This is a genomic window from Rufibacter immobilis, from assembly GCF_003721565.1.
Classification (GTDB): domain Bacteria; phylum Bacteroidota; class Bacteroidia; order Cytophagales; family Hymenobacteraceae; genus Nibribacter; species Nibribacter immobilis.
Map to the genome: position 1 here is coordinate 227,235 of NZ_RJJE01000017.1, position 15,127 is coordinate 242,361.

At 53.5% G+C, this 15,127-nt stretch carries 13 protein-coding genes and 1 riboswitch; of the genes, 5 read left to right on the plus strand and 8 right to left on the minus strand.

What is annotated here, in order from left to right; genetic code table 11:
* Nucleotides 1-170 precede the first annotated feature (170 nt).
* Complete coding sequence (locus tag EFA69_RS13710; protein ID WP_123133682.1) at nt 171-1,673, plus strand: carboxypeptidase regulatory-like domain-containing protein; 1,503 nt, start codon at nt 171-173, stop codon at nt 1,671-1,673.
* An 88-nt stretch (nt 1,674-1,761) separates the two neighbouring features.
* Here the strand turns inward: EFA69_RS13710 and hrpB are convergent, their stop codons facing one another.
* A complete protein-coding gene (hrpB, locus tag EFA69_RS13715) occupies nt 1,762-4,308 on the minus strand; it encodes an ATP-dependent helicase HrpB (RefSeq protein WP_123133683.1) in 2,547 nt (848 codons plus the stop codon).
* Nucleotides 4,309-4,545: 237 nt separating this feature from the next.
* Nucleotides 4,546-5,037: a YciE/YciF ferroxidase family protein gene (locus EFA69_RS13720; RefSeq protein ID WP_123133684.1), complete on the minus strand. Its 492-nt coding sequence runs from the start codon at nt 5,035-5,037 to the stop codon at nt 4,546-4,548.
* A gap of 368 nt (nt 5,038-5,405) precedes the next feature.
* Between EFA69_RS13720 and EFA69_RS13725 the strand changes: the two genes are divergently transcribed.
* Nucleotides 5,406-6,320 carry a lytic transglycosylase domain-containing protein gene (locus EFA69_RS13725; protein ID WP_123133685.1) on the plus strand — a complete coding sequence of 305 codons (915 nt, stop codon included), beginning with the start codon at nt 5,406-5,408 and terminating at the stop codon, nt 6,318-6,320.
* Between the two features lie 90 nt (nt 6,321-6,410).
* On the opposite strand, the gene EFA69_RS13730 is transcribed toward EFA69_RS13725, so the two are convergent.
* The 3 genes from EFA69_RS13730 to EFA69_RS13740 form a co-directional block, all read right to left on the minus strand.
* On the minus strand, nt 6,411-6,767 hold the full coding sequence (locus EFA69_RS13730; RefSeq protein ID WP_148041357.1) for a SpoIIAA family protein: 357 nt from the start codon (nt 6,765-6,767) through the stop codon (nt 6,411-6,413).
* 107 nt (nt 6,768-6,874) lie between these two features.
* Complete coding sequence (locus EFA69_RS13735) at nt 6,875-7,810, minus strand: gamma-glutamyl-gamma-aminobutyrate hydrolase family protein (protein ID WP_183906790.1); 936 nt, start codon at nt 7,808-7,810, stop codon at nt 6,875-6,877.
* Nucleotides 7,798-8,805, minus strand: a complete 1,008-nt coding sequence (locus EFA69_RS13740; protein ID WP_123133688.1) for an amidoligase family protein — start codon at nt 8,803-8,805, stop codon at nt 7,798-7,800. The genes EFA69_RS13735 and EFA69_RS13740 overlap by 13 nt, the downstream gene beginning before the upstream one ends.
* A gap of 234 nt (nt 8,806-9,039) precedes the next feature.
* Between EFA69_RS13740 and EFA69_RS13745 the strand changes: the two genes are divergently transcribed.
* Nucleotides 9,040-10,404 (plus strand): FAD-binding protein, encoded by a 1,365-nt coding sequence (locus EFA69_RS13745; RefSeq protein ID WP_123133689.1) that lies wholly within the window; start codon nt 9,040-9,042, stop codon nt 10,402-10,404.
* A gap of 18 nt (nt 10,405-10,422) precedes the next feature.
* Here EFA69_RS13745 and EFA69_RS13750 read toward each other — a convergent pair whose 3' ends face one another.
* Nucleotides 10,423-11,211 (minus strand): oxygenase MpaB family protein, encoded by a 789-nt coding sequence (locus EFA69_RS13750; RefSeq protein WP_123133690.1) that lies wholly within the window; start codon nt 11,209-11,211, stop codon nt 10,423-10,425.
* A 275-nt stretch (nt 11,212-11,486) separates the two neighbouring features.
* On the opposite strand from EFA69_RS13750, the gene EFA69_RS13755 reads away from it, so the two are divergent.
* Complete coding sequence (locus EFA69_RS13755; protein ID WP_123133691.1) at nt 11,487-11,885, plus strand: NUDIX hydrolase; 399 nt, start codon at nt 11,487-11,489, stop codon at nt 11,883-11,885.
* Between the two features lie 190 nt (nt 11,886-12,075).
* Here EFA69_RS13755 and thiD read toward each other — a convergent pair whose 3' ends face one another.
* Nucleotides 12,076-12,906 (minus strand): bifunctional hydroxymethylpyrimidine kinase/phosphomethylpyrimidine kinase, encoded by an 831-nt coding sequence (gene thiD / locus EFA69_RS13760; protein ID WP_123133692.1) that lies wholly within the window; start codon nt 12,904-12,906, stop codon nt 12,076-12,078.
* A 164-nt stretch (nt 12,907-13,070) separates the two neighbouring features.
* Nucleotides 13,071-13,166, minus strand: a riboswitch (TPP riboswitch).
* A 243-nt stretch (nt 13,167-13,409) separates the two neighbouring features.
* Between thiD and EFA69_RS13765 the strand changes: the two genes are divergently transcribed.
* The gene (locus EFA69_RS13765) at nt 13,410-14,036 is read left to right on the plus strand and encodes a thiamine phosphate synthase (protein ID WP_123133693.1); all 627 of its coding nucleotides are present in this window, start codon (nt 13,410-13,412) and stop codon (nt 14,034-14,036) included.
* Here the strand turns inward: EFA69_RS13765 and moeB are convergent.
* Entirely contained in the window at nt 14,022-15,125 is a 1,104-nt protein-coding gene (gene moeB / locus EFA69_RS13770) for a molybdopterin-synthase adenylyltransferase MoeB (protein ID WP_123133694.1), read from the minus strand. The genes EFA69_RS13765 and moeB overlap by 15 nt on opposite strands.
* Nucleotides 15,126-15,127: the final 2 nt, after the last annotated feature.

Consider the following 15,127-nt stretch of genomic DNA (forward strand, 5'->3'; position numbering starts at 1 on the left):
TCTGTACCTTAAGGGGGTAAAAAATCTGTATTTCTTGTTGTGTTGCCCGCAATTAATTATAAATTGCTGTAATATTATATTCTATCCCTTTATTATAACAGATTCTACGCAAAGCTAAGGCAGTCTTTCTATGCTCAAGCTTTGGGCTTTTAACTCTTATTCTTTACCACATGCTAAAAACAGCTTCTACCCTTTGGCTTGTTTGCTTCTTTTTCCTGTTTGTTTCCTGTAATGAAGACCCCATTGAGCCCACCGGCGAAGGGTCTATTGCCGGAATCGTTTTAGATGCCGTTACCGGAAGGCCTTTACCGGCGGTAACCATCAACACCAATCCCGCCACCTCCGCCATCATTACAGACTCAGAAGGGAAATTTGTGTTCAACAACATCCCCGGTGGCGATTATTCTATCTCGGCGAAGAAGACCGGTTATAAAGCAGAGACGGTGACCGTAGCGGTGCGTGATTCTGAGCAAACCCCCGTTACCATTCAGTTGGAAGTGGGCACTACCACAAGCAACAATGCGGCTCCCAACCCGGCAGCCAACCCCAGCCCCGGCACCGACAGCCAGAACCAACCCATTTCAGTTCTTTTGAAATGGTCAGGCTCAGACCCTAACCGCGCTGATTCTGTGCTGACCTATGATGTGTACCTGTTTGAAGCGGGTTCTACCCAAAAAAAAAAATTAGCTGAAGGCACTAAGGATACGTCTGTGGTGGCCCATGGCCTCCAGTACAACACTACGTATTTCTGGCAGGTTATTTCCAAAGACATCAAAGGAGACAGCTCTATTGGCCCTACCTGGAGCTTTAAAACCATTGGTTTCCCAGACCATAGATATTACTTTGCCCGTTCTGTAGACGGAAACTTTGACATTTATAGCTCAGATGGCACAGAAGCCGCTTCGGCGCGGTTAACCACGGCTTTCACCCGCGAGTGGTGGCCCATCATGAGCCCAAGAAGAGACCTCATCGCTTATTCTTCTAACGCTTCCATTGAACCGCAGATCTTCACCATGAACCGTGATGGCTCTGGCAAACGGCAGATTACCACCTTACCCGTAATTGGGTACCACAACCAGGGCATCGGGTTTGCCTGGTCGCCAGACGGCGGAAGAATTGTCTATGCCAACTATGACAAGCTCTACACCATTGACTACGACGGCTTCAATCTAACTTTGATAGCCACCGCACCCGCTAACCGCCACTTCCGGATGGTGGACTGGACGGCCCAGGGAAACAAAATAGTAGTGCAGACCATTGGCTCCAACATCAACGACTCTGAAATCTACCTCATGAACGCAGATGGTACCAACATGACCAAGCTGGTAGATAACCTGCCGGGCAGAGTGGAGAGTCCGTCCTTCTCCATTGATGGAAACTACGTGCTCTTCACCCGTGACGTAGACGGATTTGAGAACGCCACCGGCCGCCAGCTTAATTCCCATATCTATATGGTGAAACTGGATGGCACTGGCCTGGTAGATTTGTCAACCTCCAAGCCAGCCGGCACCAATGATGTTTTCCCACGCTTCTCACCAGACGGCGCCAAAGTAATTTTTGAGAACGTGTCTAATGACGGATTGGGCGAAAGCAGCATCTGGACTTTAGAGATAGCAGAGAAAACTAAGCGGGTGAAGCTCTTGTCAAATGCCACCATGCCTGAGTGGAAGTAGAAGCTACCCATAACTATCTATAACACCAAGGGCACCGAAACCATAGTTTCGGTGCCCTTGGTGTTCTTAAATCGCCTTATCCAAAATCTTATCCGGGTCGCTTCTTGGTGCCACGGGTGGGCGGGGCCGTGAGCGGATCATCGGGCCAATGGTGCTTGGGATAACGGCCTCTCAGGTCTTTCCTTACCTCAAAATAGCCGTTGCTCCAGAAACTCTTCAGGTCGCGGGTCACCTGCACGGGGCGGGAAGCAGGTGAGAGCAGGTGCATAAGCACAGGCACTTTACCGCCGCCAATGCGGGGAGTGTCCAGCATCCCGAATACTTCCTGTAGCCGAACAGCCAGTACGGGCGAATGCACGTCTGTATAATCCAACGCAATGCGGGAGCCGGTGGGTACTTCTAAGTGAGAAGGGGCCAAGCGATCCATTTCCTGCCGTTGTTCCCAAGAGAAATCGCTGAGCAGAATCTCCTTGAAATCCAGACGGCTGACCTGCTCCAAAGTTTTTAAGCCTACCAAATGGGGCAGAAGCCATTCCTCCAGGTTTGCTTCCAGGGTACTAAAAGAGACATCAGGCCACTGGTCTGGATTGAGTTGGTGCAGAAAGGTCAGCCTTTGCAGGGTGCGCAGGGCTTCATCGGGCCAGGGGAGGCGTTGGATGCCCTTTTCCTGGAGCCCCTGTAAAAGTGCCTGAGCCACTAAGGTGGCGTCTGGCTGGGTGATGGCGGTCTCGTCCAGCGTTAAGGCGCCCATGCGCGTGAACTGCCGGGCTACTACTTTCTCTGCGTTGGCATCCCAGCGTACTTCCGTTACCCGTTCCAGTTGGTCAGTGAAATGGGTGAGCAGGTCTCCCTTGGATACGGGTGCCGCCGAGAGCACCCTGGGTTTGGTACCCAACTCCAGATGCGCCACGGCGTAAAATTCCGCTTCCCCAAACAGCTCGGTCTGGAGCGAAGCACGCTGTCCGGAAATGAGTCTGATCCGTCCGGAGGTTTCGCGTTGGGCAATTCGGTCTGGGTAGGCCAGGGCGGTGAGCAGGCCGGTTGCCTCCAGCGCCAGCAGTCCCCGCTTCTCCCTGATTCTCTGCCGAAGGTTCTGGGCCTGTTCCTTTATTTTCCGGAGGGTGTTGGCGTCTACGGTATACCCGGGAGTGGGCGGAGTTTGTCCGTTCAGCAGTTCCAGACGCAGGGTAAGGTCAGGTAGGGGATCTGCCCAGGAAATCTGCATGGGTTTCAGGATGTCGCGGTCTGAGAGGAGAGCGGCCAGATCACAGGCGGTTGTTCCCAAGCCCAGGGCGTGCCCGCGCATGACCAAATGCCCAAGCCTGGGCGATAAACCTAATGCCGCCAGCGCTTTGCCGTGGGCCGTGGCTTTCCCATTTTTATCTATGGCTTCCAGCCGAACTAATAAATCGCGCGCCAGCGCCAAGGCCGCAGCGGGCGGTACATCCAGCCATTTCAGGTCTGTGGCTTCCTGGGTGCCCCAGATGGAGAGTTCCAGTGCCAGACCCGTTAAGTCTGCCTCACAGATCTCCGGGGTTTGACGGTCAGCGAGTTGGAGTTGGTCGGCGGAGGACCACATGCGGTAGCACACGCCCGGCCCCAGACGGCCCGCCCTACCGCATCTTTGATCGGCGGCGGCTCTGGAAACCGGAATGGTGGCCAGCGTGGTGAGGCCAATGCGTGGCACAAACTTGGGTACTCTGGCAAAACCTCCGTCTATCACAACTTTCACACCCTCAATGGTTAAGCTGGTTTCCGCAATGCTGGTAGCCAACACAACTTTCCTTCGACCCGCCGGGGCCGGACGGATGGCGGCCAGTTGCTGGGTCAGGTTCAGGTCTCCGTGCAGCAGGTGCAGGTCTACGGTAGAAGCCAATTTCCCCTCCAGGGATTGGGCAACGCGGCGCATTTCGCCCATGCCGGGCAGGAAAACCAGCACATCACCTTCAGGCTCCTGCGTAAGCGCCTGCCGGATAGCTTTGGGTACAAGGTTGTTCAGGCGCTCAGCGGGTTTCTGACCAGCCTGAGCCATTTCTGCCGCAGAGAGGTAATGGGTCTGCACCGGAAACTGGCGGCCTTCACTTTTGATGACCGGCGCCTGTAGCCACTGGGCCACCGAGGCCGCATCTAACGTGGCACTCATCACCAGCAGCCTGAGGTCGGGGCGTAGTACAGCTTGGGCATCCAGGGCCAGGGCTAATCCTACATCAGCCTGCAGGCTGCGTTCATGGAACTCGTCAAAGATGATGGCGGCAATTCCTTCCAGCCCCGGATCGCTCTGGAGCAGGCGGGTAAGAATGCCTTCGGTCACTACCTCAATCTTGGTTTTGTCTGAGACAATGTGCTCCATGCGTACCCAATACCCCACAGTCTGTCCTACTTCCTCGCCCAGAAGGTCAGACATGCGTTGCGCGGCGGCCCGGGCGGCTAGCCGGCGGGGCTCCAGCATCAGGATTTTACCCCCGCTACGCCAGTGGGCGTGCAGCAGGGCCAGAGGTACCAACGTGGTTTTACCTGCCCCGGGCGGCGCCTCCAGTACGGCGCGCGAATTGTTTTCCAGTGCAGTCAGGAGCCGCGGCAATGCCTCCGTGACGGGTAAATCTGGTAAATAGGAAGGAAGGGTTGTAACAGACATGCTGCCTCAAATTTCTGGATTCTCTCCTTAAACTCCCTAAGCCTGGCTATTATTTTTGCTGATTGCAGGAAAGACCGGGGCCTCAAGACGGAATATTTGCTGTTTAGGGGCTGTTTTTGGAAAAAGAGCCCCTAAACGCCTTTCGCTGCGAAGGGTGGTTTCAGGCACGTTCACTATAAAACAGAAGAGCCTGCTACCGGGGCAGCAGGCTCTTGCAGGAAAAGAAAGGAGTGAAGTCTATTCGGCTTTCTCGTTGATGTAGCTCTTGGCCAGTTGGTTCAGGAGCGTATCAGTTTTCTGTTCTTCTTCCAGGGTTTGTCTCAGCAGTTTGGCCGCTTCTGCGTGCCCTAGGCGCTCCGCGAAGTGGGCGGCAGTACCGTAACCGGCAATCTCATAATGCTCAATGCGTTGCGCGGAGGCAATAAGTCCGGCGTCTTTCACTTCTGGGGTGGCGTCTTCCTCAATGGTTTCCTCGCCTTCCTCTACCAGACCTTCCATGGCTTTGCACTTCATGCGGCCCGGGCTGATGCCTACCAGTTCGCACACTTTCTCCAGGCGGACTTTCTGCTCTTTGGTTTCCTCTAGGTGGGTTTCAAAGGCGGCTCTCAGTTTAGGGTCTTCCGTTACTTTCGCCATTTTGGGCAGGGCCGCGATGAGTTGTTTCTCGGCGCTGTATAAGTCTTTAAGCTGATGCTCAAACAGGTCTTCCAGTGTTTTTAACTTAGCCATAGGGTATAAATTCTGTTGTTAGTTTTCCTAGCTATACGCTGGGGTAGGCACAGGGTTAAGGCAGGTGGAGAAGCAAAGCTGATTTTTTTTGACGGTTTCAGACATGGCCAAAGACTTAGCGGGTGGGAGAGAAGCAGGCGTTTAGCGGCTCTTTTTCCTGAATTAGGCTTAAAACGGCGGTCTTCAAATCTAGCCTGTAAACCACCCAGAGGCACCGCTGGCCGTAAAGCCTAAGAAATTTTTGGCACGTATCCTGCACTCAGAGCGGCAGGTTGTGCGTAAAAAGAGAAAGAAGTGGCCCCAGCATAGACGAAAAAGGCACCTTTAGGGGTTAAGGAAGTAAGGGCACAGACCAGAAAGGAGGAAGTATGACACAAAACATCTGGAAATATTTTGGCGGGTTGGGCTTTATTGCCCTCACCCTCAACCTCTGCAGTCAGCAGCCTTTCTACCAGAGCACCGCTACGGGGGAGGCGGGGGCGGGTTTCGCGGCGCGTGAAGCGATCAAGAGTCCGGCGCTGCCAACGGCCATCTCCTTTGCCGGTGAGCCGGTTCCGCTGGAGGTGCCCGATGTGGCAGAACGCCTGGACCGAGAGCTGCTGGTCAACTCGTACCTGCACGCCACCACGCTCCTGGGCCTCAAACGCATGCAGCGGTACCTGCCCGAGATTGAGCGCCTGCTAAAGGAAAACGACATTCCCGCCGATTTTGTGTATCTGTCTCTGGCCGAGAGTCTGTTCAGTCAGGTGACTTCGCCGGCCGGGGCTTCGGGTTTTTGGCAGCTCATGCCAGACACGGCCCGCGGCTACGGCCTCCTGGTGAACGCCGAGGTAGACGAACGGTACCACGTGGAGAAAGCCACCAAGGCCGCTTGCCGGTACCTCAAATCTGCGAAGAAAAAATTCGGGTCCTGGACCAATGCCGCCGCCTCGTACAACCGGGGCATGAACGGGCTGGACCGGGCGCTGGAGCAGCAGAAAGTAAGCTCGTTCTATGACCTGTACCTGAACGACGAGACTTCCCGGTACATTTTCCGGATCCTGGCCCTGAAAGAAGTGCTGGGCAATCCGCAGAAATACGGTTTTGATTTGCCTAAGGAGCAGGGGTATGATGTTTTGCCTACCCGTACGTTCAAAGTGACATCCTCCATTCCAGACCTGCCCGCGTTTGCCCTTCAGCAGGAAACCAATTACAAAACGCTTCGGCTGTACAACCCCTGGATCAAAGGCTATAAACTCACGGTGCCCCCGGGCAAGGAATTTGAATTGCTCCTGCCCAAATAGAAACCAAGAAGTACATAAAAACTAAAATGCGTTTAGGGGCCGTTTTTCCAAAAACGGCCCCTAAACGCATTTACCGGTGGCACCTCTCGCTTATTGAGTGACCCACAGCATGGCTTGCGCGCTTTCTTCAGCGGGAAAGAACCTGACCTGCGCCGAGGTGAAAGGCTTCAAGGCTTGGGTCATCCAATCTTCCCACTTCTGGTCACCCACAATGGCTACTTTCTGAAAGCTGTTGGCGTGGGTTACGTCAAATTTGATGTCTTGCCAGAAGCCCGCGGGCTCCCAACCGTCAAAGTTGGTCATCTCCCAGTACAGGTTGATTTTGCCGTGCTGTTTAATCTTGGCCTCCAGGGCCGGAAGCAACTGGTCATAGTCTGCTTTATCTAACGTTCCGGTTGCCTTCACGGCAAACAGGTCTGAATTTTCAGTTTCAACGGTCTGTATCATAGTGTTTGAGTTCTTGCCTTCTTTACGGCAGGTGGTTCTGGCGAGTTGGATGACGTCAACTACAGGCAAGGTGGCTACTCTATAAGCTATTTCATCTTCTTCCAGCACTACCCCTGTTGCCGGATGGCTGCTTCTTCTTGCTGTTCAATGGCTTCCAGTTGGCTGTCTCTGGGGCTGTTGAGCGCTTCCTGCATGTCGGGTCCTTCTATCTGTTCCTGTACTTCCCTCGCTTTCCAGACCAAGGCCTTAAAGATGCGGCGCTGCTCGCGGTGCTGGGGGAGGTACTCAGGGTGCCACTGCACACCAATCATGAAGTCCTGCTGCGTATGTTCAATGGCCTGCACCACCTGGTTTGCTTCCTGGGCTACAATGGCAATGCCATTGCCGGGTGTATGTACTGCCTGGTGGTGCAGCGCATTTACCCTAAGCTGTGGTACGCCTACCACCTGCGCCAGTTGGGAGCCGGGTTTCAGCGTTACCGTTTTCACCGGGAAGATGCTGGAGGGGTTGGGTTCCTCGCGGTAAAAGGTGCCAATGTCTTGGTAAAGGGTGCCTCTGAAGTAGACATTCATGAGCTGCGAGCCCCGGCAGATGCCCAGTACCGGGAGGTTTTTCTTTACCGCCTGATGAATGAGCTGAAACTCCAGATGGTCCCGGTCCCGGTCTATGTGCCACTGGGGCTTTCGGCTGAAAACTTTGCGTACGAAGAACAACGCCGGATAGTAGAACCACCGGGTAAAACGGCTGATGCGCTGAAAAAGGTTTTTCCGGGGATGCTTTAAAGTGCGTTGCAGGTACTCGTTTAACACATGTTCCTGCTGGTATACTGCTGGGTCAATATCGGCCCCGCCGCCCACAATAAGCCCCTGCAGGCCGTCGGCGGTGCGGGGGCTCGAAGGGGTGATGCGCACGGGTTTGCCTCCCGCCAGCAGCACGCCCAGCGCCGTGAAGAGCCATGCAGCGCCACCACCCCGGTCTGGACCGGTAACGCCAATGGTGGGCCGGCCTCTGTTAATGCGGTATTTTTTCGTTAAGAGTGCCACTGTTCTATCTGTTGAATCCATTTCTCGTCAAAGCCCAGCAGGGTCTCTTTTTTAAGCGTGAGGTGCGCTTGGCTCAAGAGGTTGATCTGATCTGGGGCATTGGCTAGTTCCTCTATGCTTACCCAATTGTTCCATTCATGGGACAGCCTCCAGTCTGGGTCTGAGATACGGCTGTTGGGCAAGCGGTAATGGAATGTATTTCTGGCTTTCACGCTGCCCAGGTTGGTATAGCCATTTACTTTCTCCGCGTTCAGAAAGGCCAGCACAGGGTATAAATCCAAAGGCCTATTACGGTCAGGGTTGTACCGGTGGTAGTCGTCAATGAACGTGTCCAGGTCTGGGGCATAGGCGGGGGCTAGAACCAGCGCTGTATACTCTGCCGGATATGGATTGATAAAAGAGGTCATGCGCAAGCGGGCGAAATCCGTTTTCCCCACCTTGAGAAGCCAGGGGTAGAGCAGGAGAAAGGCGCGTAAATACCGTAGAATGGTGGAACAGTGCGTATCTGGCAGCTCAGGGTTGATATGGGTGCCAAACGCATTGGTCATGGAAGCCTCAGTGCCTTGGGCATGGTGCTCATACAAGGCCTGCCGCAGGTCTTCCAGTGGCTCTAGGTGGGTGCACGGCAAGGGAGGAGTGCCAATTTCATAGGGTATCACCTGCCGGATCATAGCCTCCAGCGCGTTTTCCACCTTCTCCTCCAAGGTGGTTTGCCCTACCTTAATGCTCTCCAGGTCAATGTTGAGCCTGTCAAAAATGTACTTGTATTTCTTTTCAGTTAGGAGCTTTAGGTCTATTTCAATAGAAAAATCGCCCAGCCTGGTATTGACCACTTTCTGTGAGAACCGGTGTTCCCTCTGGACGGTGCCGCCATACAGTTCCTGCACAATCTGGACGCACTCCTCTATTCCTACCTGGGAGAATTCCAGCTCAAAGCCCACCTTTCTAATCTCGCCCTGTGCATTATGTGTAATCGGGAGTTGTTTGAACTGCATATTTAAAACTTTAAAGCTCAGATATTTGCAAACGGAGTTTGGGAGAGCGTGTTGCAGCCCAATACAGAAACAAGGGCAAATCTGGATGAAACGCTGGCTCATTGGCCCAAACTAATGCGCTACCAGAAGAGAATAGTGCCACCACAGGCAAGTAGAATGCACGATGCACTTATTAATGGGGTAGAAACTTAAAAGCAGATTCCGTACCTTGATTCTTTCTTTTACTGGAGTAGTATGGCTAAAAAAGTCTTTGTTTCACTTGCCCTGGCTTTTGCCGGTGGAGTGGTTGTGTCAAAAATCATGGCTGCCAGGCGCCAGGCAAAAGAAGCCGCAACAACAGGCGATAGGCTAACCAACTGGGCGGGTAACCTTACTTACAGCACGCCCCAAATCTTTTTTCCAGCCACGGTGGAAGAAGTGCGGTCTATTGTCAGAAGATGCGCTAAACTACGGGCGCTGGGCTCCAGGCACTCCTTCAACACCATCGCTGACAGTGAAGAAAACCTGATTTCTCTCCAGAACCTGAACAAAGTAGTGGCGCTGGATAAAACAGCCCAGACGGTAACGGTTGAGGCCGGAATGCGTTACGGCGAGCTGGCCGAGTTTCTGCACGGGGAGGGTTATGCGTTGCCCAACATGGCTTCGCTGCCGCACATCACGGTGGTAGGGGCTTGCACCACGGCCACCCATGGGTCAGGCATACAGAATGGCAATTTGGCTACTTCCGTCTCAGCGTTGGAGTTTGTGAATGCTGCGGGCGAGTTGGTGACCATGTCGCGTAAGGAAGATGGAGATGTTTTCAAAGGAGCGGTGGTGGCGCTGGGGGGATTGGGTGTAGTGACCAAAATCACGCTCGATCTGGTGCCAGCATTTAACATGACCCAGATAGTGTACCGCAACTTGCCCATGCGCGCCCTCAAAGATCATTTTGAGGAAATCATGTCTGCAGGCTACAGCGTGAGTTTGTTCACCCATTGGCAAGACCAGAATATTAATCAGGTCTGGATCAAAAGCAAAGCAGAAGGCAAGGTGTCCGGTACGTTGACTCCCGATTTTTTCGGGGCGACACCTGCCAGCCTCAAGTTACATCCCATAGAAGACCAATCGCCGGTGAATGCCACAGACCAGTTGGGCAAAGTAGGCCGATGGTATGAGCGATTGCCGCATTTCAAGATGGGCTTCAAACCCAGTGCCGGCGCTGAGCTGCAGAGTGAATACTTTGTACCCTTTAGGTATGCCTATGAAGCCATGACGGCCATTGAGTCTTTGCACCAACAGATAGCGCCCCACTTGTTTGTCTCTGAGATAAGAGCCATACAGGCCGATGATCTGTGGCTGAGTCCGCAGTACAAGCAAACTACCGTGGCGTTTCATTTCACCTGGAAGCAGGACGTGGCCGCGGTCATGCAACTTTTGCCATTACTGGAGGAAAAGCTGGAGCCTTTTGAGGTTCGTCCGCATTGGGGCAAGCTTTTCACTATGGCCCCAAAAGCGTTGCAGGCACGGTATGAGCGCCTGGAGGATTTCAAGCAGCTGCTGCAACAGCACGATCCGGAAGGCAAGTTCAGAAATAAATTCCTGGCCCATTATCTGTATTAGGCACACGCTTGGAGTAGCTTAGGCCGCTTTGGGTACAGACGCTGAAGCGGGAGCTTTGTCCAGTTCTTTGATTTGGGCCATATAAGCGTTGGGCAGCAGCAGTGTTTTCAAAACCCAGTCCAGCTTGAGCTTCTGGCTGAATTTGTACACCGGCAGCAATGGCGCCACCAAGGAGACGCGCCCTAACTTGAGCATGGAATTCACGGTTTGGGGCACCACCAGAATTTGGGCCTGCAAAAGCACGTGGTACCGCACCAGCCCCAAATGTTTTTTGTACTGCCGAAACAGGTCCCGGGTGAAATGGCTCTGGACAAGGTTCTGCTCCAGGTGCTCCTGCCGCATAGTGAGCCAAGCCTGATAATCAGTAGGGAGGCCGGTGAGGCCCATGCGGGTGCCCACGCGGGAGAACACTTCAAAAACTTCTTCTTTTTCTAGGAGCGTCAGTTTCCTTTCCAGGAGCTCATAAGACCTTATAGAATAATCAATGAGCATGAAGAGCACATCGCGGTACGCCCAGTCTGGGATAGCCATACCGCGCTTGGCTTCCACCCCGGCGTGGATTTTGGCCATGGTGTCAATGGCCCGGTGGGCCGCGTCCTGCTCTGAGAAAACAATCTGGCGGGCGTAGCCTACGGTGGAGAACAATCGCCCCAGCGGGTCTTTGGGCAAACGGCCGGTGAAGTAAAGCCAGTCTACCGCTTTGTTCAGTGCGAACTCGGCGGCGGCGCCGGCAAAAATAAAGAGGATGGTATCGCCTTTTCCCCAGATTTCCCTTACCACAGAGTCTTTCGGTACAAAATAAATCATGGTCTTCATGGAAGCAACAAGTGAGGCGGCACGTGAAGATACGCTGCCGCTACAGAAACAAGAGCCTGAACTACCGTTTAGTTCCTGTGAGGGCGGCGGTCTTTCCTCTTTGAACGTGGTTGCCGGGCTTACCGGGATAGAACTTGCGTTTAGCGGCTCTTTTTCCTGAATTGGCCTCAAACCAGCGTTTCCCTGAGCAGCTTAATTTTTGTGCACGGATGGGGTAGAGGTACCGAAGAAAAAATTACCTTGCGTACCACCATAGCCGCAAACACATGAAGACCATAGACAAACTTGCCTGGATTGAGATCAAAGACGGCCAGATTCTAAGCACCCGCAGCAAAGGCCGCACCAAGTACTACTTTCCGGGCGGAAAACGGGAAGCGGAAGAAAGTGACTTTGCGGCTCTGTCCCGGGAAATTGCCGAAGAGCTAACGGTGCAGCTGGTGCCCGAAACGGTCAACTACTTCGGGACTTTCCGGGCCCAGGCCGACCAGCACCCCGAGGGCGTGGAAGTGAAAATGACCTGCTACACCGGCCACTATACCGGCACCATACAGGCCGCCAGCGAGATTGAGGAAGTGGTGTGGTTAACCTACGCCGACCGGGAGAAGGTGTCGGCGGTGGACCAGATTATCTTTGACTGGCTGAACGCCGAAGGTTTGCTGAACTGATCTAACTTGGGCCGTTGCGTTTAGGGGCTCTTTTTCAAAAAACAGGCTCTAAACGCTACAAAATACGGAGGCACCCCATTCCCGGGTGCCTCCGTATTTTGTAGCGTTTTTTGATTTAAGCGCGGTACAAGGAGACTGGGCCACATGAGGAGCCTGTCTGTAAATGCTGCCTACCGGTTACCCACTCAGTTCACTTCCGTTGCCTTTTCTGCATGGGCTGTGGACTGAAGAAATGGTTGAGGGGGCCGTGGCCTTCACCGGTTTTCACATCTTTGCCTTGATCAATGGCCTGGTACACGTAGTGGCGGGCGTGCAGTATTGCCTCAACCGTAGGGAATCCCTGGGCTAAATAGGCCGCAATGGCCGAGGAGAGGGTACAGCCGGTACCGTGGGTGTTCTGGCTTTGAATGGCGGCAGACTCGTACACGTGCCCTTCACCTTGCCGCGGAAGGTACACATCAAAAAGCCTGGCCCCCTTCAAATGACCTCCTTTGAGTAGCACTGAGCGGCACCCGGTGTGTAGAAGCTCTTGGGCGGCCGCCTGCATTTCTTCCACGTTTTGGATGGACATTCCCGTCAGAAGCTGGGCTTCATCCAGATTGGGGGTAATCACCAGGGCCAGCGGGAAAAGTTCCTGCTGCAGTAGTGCGATGGTCTCCTCTTTGATGAGCGGATCACCGCTGCTGGCTACCATAACCGGGTCTATCACCACGGGAACCTGGTATTGTTTCAGTTGTGCGGCAATGGCCAGGACTAGCTCCGGGCTGTGCACCATCCCAATCTTGATGGCGGCGGGCTTTATGTCGTCCATGACGGCCTTGATCTGGCCTTGCACAACAGACGCAGGAATGCTGTGGATTCCTGTGACACCGCGGGTGTTCTGTACGGTGACCGCCGTAATGGCCGAGGTCCCGAAGCAACCCAGCGCGGAAAAGGTTTTCAAATCGGCCTGAATGCCGGCTCCGCCGCCGCTGTCTGAGCCGGCAATGGTGAGCACGGCAGGGTATTGATAGGTTGTCATAAGCTTTCTCACGTCAGATCCTGAGTTTCCCGGCCGCTCAGGCAGAATCACGTCGCGTATGTGCGCAGACTGATCCAGATGAGTACCCGTTTGGGTGGGCGGCAAGGATGTGGCTCAGGAGCCTTCGGAGAGGAGGTAGAATTGAAAAGAGAGAAGGCTTGCAAAAGTGCTTCCGTGCTTTTCCCTACGCCAGTATGACCTGGATCAGGTTCAAAGGGTACTGTCTCAGCTCCTGTGTAGGAACGCCCCTAAAGCCGCTTCTAAGGTAGTGAATATTTTCTTCAAATGAGACACCTATGGTAGGGAATCCTCTGAGACTCCTGTTCGTCCTTGCTTTTCCGTTTAGGGGCTGCTTTTCTAAAATAAGCCCCTAAACGGAAAGGCGAGGAATATTATACATGAGCTTTCATCCTTCTGTATTTCAGTGGATTGGGGTAATGTGTCTTATGGCTATTCTTACTTCTGGCCTCAATGAAGTATCTTGATCGCCTATAGCCACAGCCATGTCTTTCCATCCGTTTCAGATTGTTGTTGTTACGCCAGATATTCCTTTGCAGAAGCAGGCAGGTTTTTGGCGGCCTCTGTTAGAAGCCGGGGCAGATTACCTGTATCTGCGGAGCCCCATAGTGTTGCCTGAAGAGAAAGTGCTCCTGAGAAATCTTTTAGATCATGGGTATGCTGACCGTTTGATTCTACCGATGGCTTCCGCCGGAGAGTTAGGGCCTGGTGGAGCAGGTTACCGGCATGTAAAGGAATGGGAGCGGATAAACCATGAGCAGGAATATAAGCCAGGAGTGGTCTATTCTACCTCAGTGCATGCCCTGGCAGACCTGCCCCATTTACAAGCTGTGTTTAAGATGGTTTTTTACAGTCCGCTGTTTCCCAGCATCAGCAAGGAAGGATACAGACCAAGCGCAGAGCTGTCCGTGATTCAAGAAGAATGGCAAGCACTGAAGGCTCAAACAACTTCTTTACCGAAAGTGATAGGTCTAGGCGGAATCACCGCGGCTAATATTCTTCAGGTAAAGCAAGCCGGTTTTGATGGGGCCGCTTTGCTGGGAGCTGTTTGGCAGGCCCCTGATCCGGTGCACGCGCTGCGCTCCATCAAAGCGGCGCTAACGGAGGTTTAAACCGCTTACCTTCTCAAACTGCTCCGGCGTTAAGGCGTTCAGGCCACCGGTTAGGTTATACAGGTTCGTAAATCCGTTTTTCTGCAAGATCTGGCAGGCCTTCCTGCTTCGCAGGCCGCTCTGGCAATGCACCAGCAAGGGTAAGCCAGTGCCAATCAAATGCCACTTCTCCTCTAATGACGATAACGGGAATAACTGCCCGCCAATGTTTTGCCGCTGGTACTCGTCTTCCTCCCTAACATCTAAAACAGTAAAAGTTTCGCCCCTATTTAACCTGCTCAGGAACTCAGTAAAAGCAATTTCCTGAATAGGTACATCACATAGCAGGGTATGCTGGGGTAGTTCTTGGATGTTCAGGTTATCCGGATTTAAACCGAAAACATAGGTGTTAAACTGAAGGGTAAGCGCATGAAGAAGTAGAAGCTTTCCTGTGGCCACCTCACCGATGCCTGTAATTACTTTGATGGCTTCATTGGCCATAAGGCAACCCACTAAACCAGGCAAAACCCCCAGCACCCCCACTTCTGAGCAGGAGGCCAGGTCGCTGGCCTCGGGGTACAGGCAGCGGTAAGTTGGGCCGCCCCGGTAATTGAAGACGCTTACCTGCCCCTCAAACTTGAAAATAGAACCAAAGACCAGCGGCTTGTGCAGCATCACGCAGGCATCATTGACCAGATATCTGGTAGTGAAGTTATCTGAACCGTCTATTACCAGATCATACTCGCGCATGATTTTTAGTGCATTCTGGGATTGAAGCTGAACCGGGTGGCTAATGATAGAGATATAGGGATTCTGCGCCAGCAGCCTTTCTTTGGCGGCATCGGCCTTTAAGCTGCCTACATCTGAGGTGGAGAAGAGAATCTGCCGTTGCAGATTGCTTTCCTCTACCCGGTCAAAATCAATAATGCCTAGGGTACCCACTCCGGCTGCCGCCAGATACTGTAACACCGGGCAGCCCAGGCCGCCCGCCCCAATGACCAGCACTTTGGCGGCTTTCAGTTTCTGCTGGCCCGCCAAACCAATCTCCGGCAAGATCAGGTGACGGGAGTAGCGGTTGGTTTCTTCAGGGGTGAGTGTTGCGGCAGACATAA

What these genes read in the sequence shown, in the direction of transcription:
- EFA69_RS13720 (WP_123133684.1), bottom strand. Translation starts at nt 5,037, where the DNA reads ATGGCTAAGTTAAAAACACTGGAAGACCTGTTTGAGCATCAGCTTAAA.
- EFA69_RS13765 (WP_123133693.1), top strand. Translation starts at nt 13,410, where the DNA reads ATGTCTTTCCATCCGTTTCAGATTGTTGTTGTTACGCCAGATATTCCT.
- EFA69_RS13750 (WP_123133690.1), bottom strand. Translation starts at nt 11,211, where the DNA reads ATGATTTATTTTGTACCGAAAGACTCTGTGGTAAGGGAAATCTGGGGA.
- EFA69_RS13710 (WP_123133682.1), top strand. Translation starts at nt 171, where the DNA reads ATGCTAAAAACAGCTTCTACCCTTTGGCTTGTTTGCTTCTTTTTCCTG.
- EFA69_RS13740 (WP_123133688.1), bottom strand. Translation starts at nt 8,805, where the DNA reads ATGCAGTTCAAACAACTCCCGATTACACATAATGCACAGGGCGAGATT.
- EFA69_RS13725 (WP_123133685.1), top strand. Translation starts at nt 5,406, where the DNA reads ATGACACAAAACATCTGGAAATATTTTGGCGGGTTGGGCTTTATTGCC.
- hrpB (WP_123133683.1), bottom strand. Translation starts at nt 4,308, where the DNA reads ATGTCTGTTACAACCCTTCCTTCCTATTTACCAGATTTACCCGTCACG.
- EFA69_RS13745 (WP_123133689.1), top strand. Translation starts at nt 9,040, where the DNA reads ATGGCTAAAAAAGTCTTTGTTTCACTTGCCCTGGCTTTTGCCGGTGGA.
- EFA69_RS13755 (WP_123133691.1), top strand. Translation starts at nt 11,487, where the DNA reads ATGAAGACCATAGACAAACTTGCCTGGATTGAGATCAAAGACGGCCAG.
- thiD (WP_123133692.1), bottom strand. Translation starts at nt 12,906, where the DNA reads ATGACAACCTATCAATACCCTGCCGTGCTCACCATTGCCGGCTCAGAC.
- EFA69_RS13730 (WP_148041357.1), bottom strand. Translation starts at nt 6,767, where the DNA reads ATGATACAGACCGTTGAAACTGAAAATTCAGACCTGTTTGCCGTGAAG.
- moeB (WP_123133694.1), bottom strand. Translation starts at nt 15,125, where the DNA reads ATGTCTGCCGCAACACTCACCCCTGAAGAAACCAACCGCTACTCCCGT.